The organism is Levilactobacillus yonginensis (assembly GCF_003946265.1).
Lineage (GTDB): Bacteria > Bacillota > Bacilli > Lactobacillales > Lactobacillaceae > Levilactobacillus > Levilactobacillus yonginensis.
Map to the genome: position 1 here is coordinate 23,166 of NZ_RHNO01000024.1, position 12,135 is coordinate 35,300.

8 protein-coding genes are annotated in these 12,135 nt (G+C 48.9%); all 8 read left to right on the top strand.

Annotation, left to right across the window (positions count from 1 at the left end; translation table 11 throughout):
• The first annotated feature begins 42 nt into the window (after positions 1-42).
• The 8 genes from EKM87_RS10490 (at position 43) to EKM87_RS10525 (ending at position 11,930) form a co-directional block, all read left to right on the top strand.
• Entirely contained in the window at positions 43-2,286 is a 2,244-nt protein-coding gene (locus tag EKM87_RS10490) for an ATP-binding cassette domain-containing protein (protein ID WP_125684540.1), read from the top strand.
• 202 nt (positions 2,287-2,488) lie between these two features.
• Positions 2,489-3,073 carry a sugar O-acetyltransferase gene (locus EKM87_RS10495; protein ID WP_125684542.1) on the top strand — a complete coding sequence of 195 codons (585 nt, stop codon included), beginning with the start codon at positions 2,489-2,491 and terminating at the stop codon, positions 3,071-3,073.
• Between the two features lie 806 nt (positions 3,074-3,879).
• Positions 3,880-4,971 carry a GntR family transcriptional regulator gene (locus EKM87_RS10500; protein WP_125684545.1) on the top strand — a complete coding sequence of 364 codons (1,092 nt, stop codon included), beginning with the start codon at positions 3,880-3,882 and terminating at the stop codon, positions 4,969-4,971.
• Positions 4,972-5,411: 440 nt separating this feature from the next.
• Entirely contained in the window at positions 5,412-6,815 is a 1,404-nt protein-coding gene (locus tag EKM87_RS10505; RefSeq protein WP_125684547.1) for a sugar porter family MFS transporter, read from the top strand.
• 43 nt (positions 6,816-6,858) lie between these two features.
• Positions 6,859-8,460, top strand: coding sequence for a xylulokinase (locus EKM87_RS10510; protein ID WP_125684549.1), 1,602 nt, complete (start codon positions 6,859-6,861; stop codon positions 8,458-8,460).
• Between the two features lie 18 nt (positions 8,461-8,478).
• Positions 8,479-9,207, top strand: coding sequence for an L-ribulose-5-phosphate 4-epimerase (locus EKM87_RS10515; protein WP_125684551.1), 729 nt, complete (start codon positions 8,479-8,481; stop codon positions 9,205-9,207).
• A 56-nt stretch (positions 9,208-9,263) separates the two neighbouring features.
• Entirely contained in the window at positions 9,264-10,688 is a 1,425-nt protein-coding gene (gene araA, locus EKM87_RS10520; protein ID WP_125684553.1) for an L-arabinose isomerase, read from the top strand.
• Between the two features lie 678 nt (positions 10,689-11,366).
• On the top strand, positions 11,367-11,930 hold the full coding sequence (locus EKM87_RS10525; protein WP_125684555.1) for a sugar O-acetyltransferase: 564 nt from the start codon (positions 11,367-11,369) through the stop codon (positions 11,928-11,930).
• Positions 11,931-12,135: the final 205 nt, after the last annotated feature.

A 12,135-nucleotide genomic window follows, 5' to 3' on the forward strand; every position in this document is an offset into this window, starting at 1 on the left:
TAGAAACCTGTCCGTTACTTAAGCCTATGACTGGAGGTCCCCATGACTGAACCGGAATTCATTGAAATCGTCAACGACCGCGAGAATAATCTGAAAAATGTTAGCCTGAAAATTCCGAAGAACCGACTGACTGTTTTCACTGGCGTCTCAGGGTCGGGGAAGTCATCCATTGTGTTTGACACCATCGCCCAAGAAGCCGGCCGGCAACTCAATAGTACATATGATAGCTTCACGCGGCTCTACCTGCCGCATTATCATCGACCCGATGTGGATGAGGTCAATAACCTTGCGACCGCCATTGTAATTGATCAAAAACCGCTGGGTGGGAATGCCCGGTCGACATTAGGAACCGTAAGTGATATTAATCCACTGCTCCGAATTCTTTTTTCGCGGTTTGGTGAGCCACATTATGGTGGGGCCAGTAATGCTTTTTCCTTTAACGATCCGGCGGGGATGTGTCCCGATTGTGAGGGTATCGGTAAAACCTATGTTTTAAAGCGTGACGTGGCGGTTGATCGCCAGAAGTCACTCGCCGAAGGGGCCGTTCAGTTGCCAGGACACGGCGTGAATAGTTTCTACGATGAGGTCATGAAGGCAACTGGCTTGTTTGACGTGAATAAGCCGTTGATGGATTACACGGCTGATGAGTTTGAAACACTGATGAACGGTGAACAGGACGTCACCGTGGTTTACAAGGGGACGTCCTTCAACACCACCTTTGAGGGTATTGAACGCCAGTTTTACCGGCAGAACCTGAAGACGGGCCAAGGGAGTAGCGATGGCGCCCGTAAGAAAATTTCGAAGTTTGCGACCATGGTGCCATGTCCCACCTGTCACGGAACCCGCTACCGGCCCGAAGTGTTGGCCTCGAAGATTCAGGGGAGCAATATCGCTGACCTCCTGGCGCTACAGTTAAACGATCTTCAGACCACGTTGGCAAGTTTTACCGACGAACGAATGGCTGGTATTTTGACTGGTATCCAGGAACGGGTACAGGGTTTAGTCGACGTTGGCCTTGATTACTTGACGTTAACCCGTGAAACGACCACGCTATCCGGTGGAGAATCACAACGGGTTAAGACGGTTCGTTATCTTGCCAATAGTCTGACGGGGCTACTTTATATTTTGGATGAGCCGAGCACGGGATTACACCCGCGTGACGTCCATCGGTTGAACACGTTATTACAAAAGCTCCGGGATAAGGGCAATACGGTGTTGGTCGTGGAACATGATCCGGACGTCATCAAGGTTGCCGATTATGTGGTCGACGTGGGGCCACGAGCCGGTATCCATGGCGGTGAAATTACCTTCACAGGGAGTTATCAGGCATTACTAGCGAGTGAAACGTTGACCGGGAAGTACCTGCTACAGCAATTGCCAGTCAATCCGCACCCCCGTCAGCCGCAAGATTTTATAACCAGTGCACCGAGCCGGTTGCACAACTTACAAGATGCTGTTTTACGGGTGCCAACGGGATTGTTCACGGTGGTCACGGGAGTTGCTGGCTCAGGTAAGAGTACGCTAGTTGATCAGGTATTTGCCGCTGACCATCCCGAGGCCATTCGGCTAACGCAGCGCCCGATTCATACCAATAGTCGAGCTAATCCGGCCACCTATTTAAGTGTTATGAATGAGATTCGCAAGTTATTAGCCGCGGCCAATGACGTGAGTGATAGCCTGTTTAGCTACAATTCCAAAGGGGCTTGCCCGACCTGTGGTGGCAAGGGGGTCTTGGAGCTCAATCTTTCCTTTACGGAGAACGCCACGGTCGAATGTGATACCTGTCACGGTGGCCGGTTCGATCCCCAAGTTTTGGCTTACCAGTATCAAGGGAAAAACATTGTCGAGATTTTAGCAATGACGGTTGAAGAGGCGGCTACGTTCTTTGCGGGAACCAAGGTCGCGCCTAAATTGCAACAAGTTTTGAACGTTGGGCTAGGTTATTTAGCCCTGGGTCAACCTCTGAATACTATTTCCGGTGGTGAGGGGCAACGTCTGAAGATTGCCAAGGAGCTTAATAAGCGGGGAAACCTGTATATTTTGGATGAACCAACGACTGGGCTTCACGCTTCGGATACCAGTAATCTGATTGAAATTATCAATCGGTTGGTAGACCGCGGGAATACGGTAATCGTGATTGAACATAATCTTGACGTAATCCGTAGTGCTGATTGGCTCATTGATATTGGCCCAGATGGCGGGAGCAAGGGCGGTGAGGTTCTCTATGAGGGCCCCGTTAGTGGTTTAACCACGGTGCCGCGCTCCGTGACCGCACAATATTTGTAGAAGGCCTGGCTAACTACTTTCAAAGCACGGTGCAGTAAAATAAAGTTGAAGGCAAAATAAAGGCTTGGGATTTTGTCCCAAGTTTTTATTTGTACGGATGATTATTCAAAAAAGAAAATAGAACCATATAAATAGCGTTGAAATCGGTTTCAAGCCATGCTACGATTAACCCATCAACTTTTAAGAAATGGGATGGCAGGCTATGGGACAATCAGAGTACGATAAAATGATGGCGGAGGAGTTTTACGACGTTAACGATGAGCAACTGGTCAAGGAGCGGTTTGCCGCTCGCGACTTGTACGAAGAACTAACGACGATTCCGTTTCGGGACAAAGCACGACAAACAGCGTTGCTCCAGCGGTTGTTTGGGTCAGTGGGTCAAAATGTAGAGGTTCGGCCGCGGTTCGTCTGTGATTACGGGTACAACATTCACGTTGGCGATAACTTCTTCGCCAACTTTGATTGTATCCTGTTAGATACCTGTGACATTACAATTGGTGATAACGCTCTTTTGGCACCACGGGTGCAAATCTACACGGCGGCCCATCCGCTCAACGTGGCCGACCGGACGTCCTGGTTGGGTGTGGGGCAACCGGTCAAAATTGGCAACAATGCCTGGATTGGGGGGAATGCCACCATCCTGCCCGGCGTCACGCTAGGTGACAACGTGGTCGTTGGCGGTGGTTCAGTCGTCACCAAATCCTTTGGCGACAACGTCGTGCTGGCCGGGAATCCCGCGCGGGTGATCAAGCAATTAGACGGACAAGGAAATCCAATAGAGAACTAAAAGTTGAAAGCACTGAAATACCTACTATGTCAGATACAACCAGGATTGGGTATTGGGGTTTAGTGTGACATAGTGGGGAATTGCCACCTTACCGTTCGCCAAATTTGGACTGGAACGCGGTAGGAAGGACGGGACAAGCCAAGAGGCGGTCTTGCCCCTCGCTTGAAGCCGCAAAGCACGTCTTCAAGTCGCCATTTTCAAGAAAATCACTTGAAAATCCCACGGCTGAGTCCAAATTTGGCTCACTCTTGGCTACCTAGTGGCGCGCCAATAATATTGCATAAGTACTGTCGGTCAGGCATTTAAGCTAACTTAGTTTCCGAGAACCTGTTTAACCGGAGGTGGTCAGAGGTGGAGCCAGCTGTGTCGACGGACCGCTTTTCAGGCCGTAGGCGTTCCCCACAGCTGGCGGAATCTCTGACAGCCGCTGGTGGCTGGGTAAGACTAATTTTAAGTCTATAACACCTTACTATTCTAGGTTTGATAACGGTTCTCGAACTTAGAAAGAGAACTAATGATGAGTCGTGGGCACAGTGTTTAGTCCCACGGCTATTTTTATGGGATAGATTGGTTGAATTAGGCGAATGATGGCAATTTAGCGAAGATTTGGCAAGATAATGCAAGAATGTCGGCCTTGTCCGTTGGAAAAACGAAATAAGTTTGCTATGCTAACAATAACCAAACAAATTTACAAATAAATCGACGGCGAGCAATAACCACCGTGTTCGTCAGGTATTTAGGGAAAATTCATTCGACTTGTCAGGTGGTAGTTGCTGGCCCGACCGAATGAGTGATGGAGAGAAAACATGGAAAATAAATATCAAAAGGTTAAAGATGCCCTGAAAGAGGCCATTCTTTCAGGCCAATATCAAATTGATCATAAACTGCCAACGGAAACTGAAATGATGGAGCAGTTCAACGTTTCCCGCTATACCGTCCGCCGGGCAGTCGGGGACTTGGAGACCGAGCACTTCATTTACCGGATTCAGGGTGGTGGCATGTTCGTTCAGGACTGGCATAAGGATTGGACGACCGAGAGCGACAGTAACATGATTGGGGTCATCACGACGCACTTTGCGGATTACATTTTCCCCCGAATCATCTACGGTATTGACCAGGTCATCTCCGATAGTGGTTATTCGTTATTACTGGGGAATACCCATAACGACCACCAAAAGGAACGCAAGAACCTGATCAACATGTTGAATGGGAAAGTTGCCGGGCTGATCATTGAACCCACGCAAAGTGCCTTGCCTAACCCCAACATGGACCTTTACCAAGAAATCAAAGATGACGGGATTCCAGTGCTCTTTATCAACGCAAGTTACCCGCAGCTGGACTTTCCCGCAGTCACCACGGATGACGTGGGTGGGGAACGCCGAATCATTGATTACCTGTTAGAGCTGGGGCATGAGAGCATTGCGGGGATCTTCCAAGTGGATGATATTCAAGGGGTCCACCGGATGAACGGGTTCGTTCAGGCGTACCAACAACATCCAGAAATTTCCTATAAGAGTAACCTGATTATGTACCAATCTGGGGATGACTTTACCAAGATTACCAACCGGATCGATTCCTACCTGGCAACTGAGGACCGGCCAACGGCCATTGCCTGTTATAACGACCAACTGGCAATTCGGGTACAGGCCTATCTGAAGAGCCAGGGTCTCCGGATTCCCGAAGACGTTTCCGTTGTGGGCTTCGATAATTACCAGATGGCCCAGTACCTGAGTCCTAGTCTGACGACCCTGAGCCACGAAAAAGAAATCATGGGTCAGGATGCGGCGAAGATGATGCTAAAACTCTTGGATAAACAAGATGTGCAATCTATCACATACGACCCCCAATTAATTATTCGACACTCGGCCGGGAAACCCGGAAAATCACTCCAAGATTAGTCCGGATTAACCAAAATTAAAATAACTTGTCTAATTAATGACTCGTGATTGATTAGTGAGGACGATTTTACGACTTGTTCGTGAAAACGTCCTCTTTTTTTGCGGAGAAACGGGGTGTTTACGCAAAATAAACCGTTTTAATGGTCGGTTAGTAAGCGCTTAGTTTAACGTTTTTCGATAACGCTTACAACTTTTTTTATGGCATAAACCGCGCTATAGCAACAATCGACCACCCAATTAATTCGAACAACAAAAGTTTTTGTTGATTTATGCGTACAAATATAATAAACTGTATTTGTTAACAAATGAAAGCGGTTCACAATCTCGTGATTTTTACAGCAAGCCGGCAAACTTCTCGCACGAGATTGATAGGACCGTTAAGTAGCAATTTAGTTAGATAGCAATTATTGATAAAAACCGTGAAACAGGAGGAAAGAATTTTGGATAAGAAAAAATCAGTTTCCAGCAAATTTATCTTCTTCTTCGGGTCATTCGGGGGCATCTTGTTCGGTTATGACATCGGTGTTATGACCGGGGCCTTACCATTCCTGAAGACCGACTGGAATTTAACAAACGCTTCATTGATTGGTTGGGTGACTTCAGCCGTTATGTTCGGTGCCATCTTCGGTGCCGCGATTGCCGGTCAGCTGGCCGACAAGTTAGGTCGTCGGCGGATGATCCTGATGTCCTCATTGATCTTCGCCATTGGGTCCATCCTTTGTGGGTTCTCACCTAACAACGGGACGTTCTACCTGATTGGGATGCGGATCTTCTTGGGGTTAGCCGTTGGGGCTGCCTCAGCCTTGGTTCCCGCTTACATGTCAGAAATGGCACCCGCACACTTGCGGGGGAGCCTTTCGGGGATCAACCAAACCATGATTGTTTCCGGGATGTTGATCTCTTACGTGATTGACTTCGTTTTAAAAGATTTACCAGAAAACATCTCATGGCGGTTGATGTTAGGGTTGGCTTCCGTGCCAGCCATCATCCTCTTCGCTGGGGTATTGAAGTTACCAGAATCACCACGTTTCTTGATCAAGGCCAACCGGTTAGACGAAGCGCGCCAAGTGCTGTCCTTCGTTCGGAAGCCTGAAGAAGTTGAAGGCGAAGTTAAAGCCATTCAAGAAACTGCTGCTACTGAAAAGAACTCAATGGAAAAGACGTCTTGGGCAACGCTGTTCAACAGCAAGTACCGTTACTTGGTTATCGCCGGTGTCGGTGTAGCCGCCTTCCAGCAATTCCAAGGTGCCAACGCCATCTTCTACTACATTCCATTGATCGTTGAAAAGGCAACTGGGAGCGCCGCAAGTTCCGCTCTGATGTGGCCAATCGTTCAAGGGGTACTGTTGGTTATTGGGTCATTACTCTACATCTGGATCGCTGAAAAATTCAATCGGCGGACGTTGTTGACCTTAGGTGGGACGGTTATGGCTTTGTCCTTCTTGTTACCAGCCGTTATCAACTGGATCGTGCCAAACGCTAGTCCAATGATGATCGTCTTCTTCCTATCTATCTACGTGGCCTTCTACTCATTCACTTGGGCACCATTGACCTGGGTTCTGGTTGGGGAAGTCTTCCCATTAGCTGTTCGGGGCCGGGCATCTGGTTTGGCTTCATCCTTCAACTGGATTGGTTCATGGGCCGTTGGGTTATTGTTCCCAATCATGACCGCATCAATGTCACAAGAAGCTGTCTTCGCTGTCTTCGGTATCATCTGTGTCTTCGGTGTTCTGTTCATCCGCTTCTGTGTTCCAGAAACGCGTGGCCACTCACTTGAAGAAATCGAAGCGCGTGGGACTAACCACGGTAAGAAAAAAGTTGAAGAAACTGTCGAAAGCAATTAATTAACGCACTATCACGATGATAAAAACCGGGAGGTAAAGTTAAATGAACTTAGTTGAAACGGCTCAAGCTGTTGAAGCGGGCAAGGTTTCATTAGGGATTGAATTAGGTTCAACCCGGATCAAGGCAGTTCTGGTGACCGATGACTTTAACACCATCGCATCAGGCAGCTATGTTTGGGAAAACCGTTATGAAGACGGCGTTTGGACTTACCCGCTTGAAGAAGTTTGGTCGGGGATTCAGCAGAGTTACACGCAAATGGCCGCTGACGTTCAGAGTAAGTATCACGCAAGTTTGAAGCACATCAATGCTATTGGGATCAGTGCCATGATGCACGGGTACCTGGCCTTTGATAAGAACGATGACTTGTTGGTACCTTTCCGGACGTGGCGGAACAACATTACGGGTCAGTCCGCTGATGAATTGACCAAGTTGTTTGATTTCAATATTCCACAACGTTGGAGTATTGCGCACCTCTACCAAGCCATCCTCAATCACGAGGATCACGTGGCTAACGTCGACTTCTTTACGACGCTGGCTGGTTACGTGACCTGGAAGTTATCTGGAAAAAAGGTCTTGGGTGTGGGTGACGCTTCCGGGATGTTCCCAATTGACGAAAAGACTGGGACGTACAACCAGGATATGTTGGAGAAATTCAACAACTTGGACAACGTTAAGCAATATCCTTGGCAGTTAGCCGACATTTTGCCTGACATCTTACCAGCTGGTAAGGCGGCCGGTAGTTTGACGGCTGACGGTGCCAAGTTATTGGATGCTAGTGGCAATCTGGAAGCTGGTAGCGTTATGGCACCACCTGAAGGGGATGCTGGTACCGGGATGGTCGGCACAAATAGTGTTCGTCAACGGACCGGGAACATCTCCGTTGGGACGTCTGCGTTCTCAATGAACGTCTTAGACAAGCCATTATCCAAGGTTTATCGCGATATTGATATCGTGATGACGCCAGACGGTTCACCAGTTGCCATGGTCCACGTGAATAACTGTTCTTCAGATATTAACGCTTGGGCGAACATCTTCGGTGAATTTGCCAATCGGCTGGGAATTGATTTGAAGCCTGACCGGTTATACGAAACGTTATTCTTAGCTTCAACTAAGGCTGACGCGGATGCCGGTGGCTTGGTCAACTACAGCTACCAATCTGGTGAAAACATTACCAAGATCCAAGCGGGCCGGCCATTATTTGTCCGGACGCCAAACAGTCATTTCTCCTTACCTAACTTCATGCTGACGCAACTCTACGCTGCGTTCGCACCACTCCAAATCGGAATGGACATCTTAGTTAATGAGGAACACGTGCAAACTGATGTGATGATTGCGCAGGGTGGTTTATTCCGGACGCCAGTTATCGGCCAACAGGCCCTGGCGAACGCCTTAAATATCCCCATCACGGTCATGAGCACGGCTGGTGAGGGTGGTCCTTGGGGGATGGCAGTTCTGGCCGCCTTTGCCCAACGGAACACTGGCGAAAGCTTGGAAGACTTCTTGGATCAAGATGTCTTTACCAACCCAGAAAGCATGACGTTAAGTCCCGAACCTGAAGGGGTCAAGGGCTACCGTAAGTTCATCGGCAAGTATCAAAGTGGGTTGTCAGTGGAAGCGGCCGCCGGCGACGCCATCAGTGACTAAGAGAGAGAGGTTACTTGAATGTTAGAAGATTTGAAGCAAGAGGTTTACGAAGCCAACATGCAACTGCCTAAATTAGGGTTAGTTACCTTTACTTGGGGCAACGTCTCCGGTATCGACCGGGACAAGGGCCTATTCGTCATCAAGCCATCCGGCGTTGATTACGACAAGTTAAAGCCTAGCGACATGGTCGTTGTAAACCTCGACGGTGAAGTGGTCGAAGGGGAAATGAACCCTTCCAGCGACACCCCAACGCATACCGTACTTTACAACAAGTTCCCCAACATCGGGGGCATCGTGCACACGCATTCACCTTGGGCGGTTTCATTTGCTGGCGCCAACATGGACGTCCCAGCAATGAACACCACGCATGCGGATACGTTCTACGGCGATGTGCCAGCCGCTGACGCGTTGACGAAGGCTGAAATCGAAGAAGACTACGAAGGCTACACTGGTGAAACCATCGTGAAGACCTTCAACGAACGTGGTCTCGACTACGAAGCCGTTCCAGCAGCGCTGGTTAGCCAACACGGTCCCTTCGCTTGGGGGCCAACCCCAGCCAAGGCTGTGTACAACGCTAAGGTCTTGGAAGTCGTTGCGGAAGAGGATTACCACTCCATGCAACTGACTAAGAAGAACTTGGAATTGCCACAATACCTGTTGGACAAGCATTACCTCAGAAAGCATGGGGCTAACGCCTACTACGGCCAAAACAATGCCAAGTCCAAGGAACATGCTGCACGGCAATAAAACTGTTATCCAACTATAAAAACAAAAATAACTACTATATTAAAGGAGTGTTTCTTATGTTATCAGTACCAGATTATGAATTTTGGTTCGTTACCGGTTCACAACACCTTTATGGTGAAGAACAATTAAAGTCCGTTGCTAAAGATGCACAAGACATCGCTGACAAGTTAAACGCCAGCGGCAAGTTACCTTACAAGGTTGTCTTCAAGGATGTTATGACGACTGCCGAAAGCATCACTGACTTCATGAAGGAAGTTAACTACAACGACAAAGTTGCCGGTGTGATTACTTGGATGCACACGTTCTCCCCAGCCAAGAACTGGATCCGTGGGACTGAACTGTTACAAAAGCCATTACTTCACTTGGCTACCCAATACTTGAACAACATTCCATACGCTGACATCGACTTTGATTACATGAACTTGAACCAAAGTGCTCATGGTGACCGTGAATATGCTTACATCAACGCCCGTTTAGGTAAGAACAACAAGATCGTTTACGGCTACTGGGGCGACGAAGAAGTCCAAGCTAAGATCGGTTCATGGGAAGACGTTGCTGTTGCTTACAACGAAAGCTTCAAGGTTAAGGTTGCTCGTTTCGGCGACACCATGCGTAACGTTGCCGTTACTGAAGGTGACAAAGTTCAAGCACAGATCCAAATGGGCTGGACCGTTGACTACTACGGTATCGGCGACTTGGTTGAAGAAATCAGCAAGGTTCAAGATGCTGATGTCGACAAGGAATACGCTGACTTGGAAAGCAAGTACGAAATGGTTCAAGGCGACAACGATGCTGACAAGTACAAGCACTCAGTTCGTGTTCAATTGAAGCAATACCTCGGTATCAAGAGTTTCTTGGAAAAGGGTGGTTACACTGCCTTCACCACGAACTTCGAAGACCTCTGGGGTATGGAACAATTACCTGGTTTAGCCGCACAATTATTAATTCGTGACGGTTACGGCTTCGGTGCCGAAGGTGACTGGAAGACTGCTGCTTTGGGCCGTGTCATGAAGATCATGTCCCACAACAAGCAAACGGCCTTCATGGAAGACTACACGTTGGACTTACGGAAGGGCCACGAAGCCATCCTTGGTTCACATATGTTGGAAGTCGACCCTTCAATCGCTTCCGACAAGCCTCGTGTTGAAGTTCACCCATTGGATATCGGTGGCAAGGCTGACCCTGCTCGTCTGGTATTCTCTGGTTCAGAAGGCGACGCCATTGACGTGACCGTTGCTGACTTCCGTGATGGCTTCAAGATGATCAGCTACGCCGTTGACGCTCACAAGGCTGAAGCTGACACGCCTAAGCTCCCAGTTGCTAAGCAACTCTGGACGCCAAAGGTTGGTCTTGAAAAGGGTGCCTTAGCTTGGATGCAAGCTGGTGGTGGTCACCATACCATGCTTTCCTTCTCATTGACTGAAGAACAAATGGAAGACTTTGCTACCATGGTTAACATGAACAAGGCTTTCATCAAGTAAACTTAGAATTTCTGTCAAAAAAATGGTCGGGGTCGCCGAGAGCGGTTCTGGCCATTTTTCTTTCCACAGGTGTTTGGAGGTTGAGAGGGGGGCCGCCTGCGGCTGCCAGGAGTGGCGCTGTGGGGTCGCTTCAGCCGAAGGGCGGGCTTCTCGCTCGACTTGGAACCACACCAAGTTCGTGCGTTTCCAAGCTCGCCCCATGTCCTAAGCCGACCCAAAACGTCGACTAAGAACATCGACACAGCGCCACTCCTGGCTGCCTCCGGCTCCAAACTGGTGTGTCGGGTGGATGGCGGCTTGCTCTCTGCTTTGTTGTTTGACTGGTGGTATTGGAGTTATGAAGCTTAAGTGAATGGGCTATAGCCGCCTGCGGCTGCCAGGGGCGACGCTGTGGGGTCGCTTCAGTCTGAGAAGCAGGCTTCTCGCTCGACTTGAAACCACACCGAACCCGTGCGTTTCCAAGCTCGCCCCTTGTTCTAAGCCGACCCAAAACGTCGACTAAGAACATCGACACAGCGCCACTCCTGGCTGCCTCCGGCTCCACACAGATTAAGCAGTAACGGTTGTGGAGAGGGAGAGCTTGTCCTTTGTGTTGAGACTGATGACGTCTCACTGGCTTGAGTGACGGGTGATTTGTGACAATAATCTAATAAAACTGGCTAAAGATGGAGGTAAATTATGGCTAAGACAGAACAAGAAAAAATGGTTACCGGTGAATTGTTTGACGTTTATGATGCCGAACTGGTTGCGCAGCGGGATGCTGCTCGCCAACAGGTGGAGGCGTTTAACGCGCTCGGGGAAAGTGATCCTGACGAAAGCGAACGATTGATTCGAAAGCTTTTCGGTGCTACTGGGGATTCAGTGAGTGTGCATCCCACATTTCGGTGTGACTATGGCTACAATATTTACGTCGATGATGATTTCTTTGCCAACTATGACTGTGTCATGCTGGACGTGGGTCCCATTCACATTGGCAAACACTGCCTGTTGGGACCGAAAGTTCAGATTTATTCTGTTAACCATCCGGCTGAACCAGAATTGCGGCGTAATGGGGCCATGGGTATTGGCAAGCCCGTCACGTTGGGGGATGATGTCTGGGTCGGCGGTGGCGCCATCATTTGTCCGGGCGTTACGCTGGGTAACAACGTGATTGTGGGCGCCGGTAGTGTGGTTACCAAGTCATTCGGCGATAACGTCGTCGTAGCGGGTAACCCAGCCCGAGTCGTTAAGCACTTAAAATAGGTCGTCTGTCCAGTCTGCTAGAGATTAGGCAGTTTGAAAAGCGAACGACCATTCGGTTTCGAAAATAGATAAAAAGTCTGGTAATCAACGTCGAGGTGACGTGATTACCAGACTTTTTGAATTTTTTAGGCTCTTTGTCAACCGGTGTTGATGAAGGGATTTTCAGAGGTTCAATTCACTTTCGAATTGGACCTCTTTTCTGTAT

What these genes read in the sequence shown, in the direction of transcription:
- EKM87_RS10490 (WP_125684540.1), top strand. Translation starts at nt 43, where the DNA reads ATGACTGAACCGGAATTCATTGAAATCGTCAACGACCGCGAGAATAAT.
- EKM87_RS10495 (WP_125684542.1), top strand. Translation starts at nt 2,489, where the DNA reads ATGGGACAATCAGAGTACGATAAAATGATGGCGGAGGAGTTTTACGAC.
- EKM87_RS10500 (WP_125684545.1), top strand. Translation starts at nt 3,880, where the DNA reads ATGGAAAATAAATATCAAAAGGTTAAAGATGCCCTGAAAGAGGCCATT.
- EKM87_RS10510 (WP_125684549.1), top strand. Translation starts at nt 6,859, where the DNA reads ATGAACTTAGTTGAAACGGCTCAAGCTGTTGAAGCGGGCAAGGTTTCA.
- EKM87_RS10515 (WP_125684551.1), top strand. Translation starts at nt 8,479, where the DNA reads ATGTTAGAAGATTTGAAGCAAGAGGTTTACGAAGCCAACATGCAACTG.
- araA (WP_125684553.1), top strand. Translation starts at nt 9,264, where the DNA reads ATGTTATCAGTACCAGATTATGAATTTTGGTTCGTTACCGGTTCACAA.
- EKM87_RS10525 (WP_125684555.1), top strand. Translation starts at nt 11,367, where the DNA reads ATGGCTAAGACAGAACAAGAAAAAATGGTTACCGGTGAATTGTTTGAC.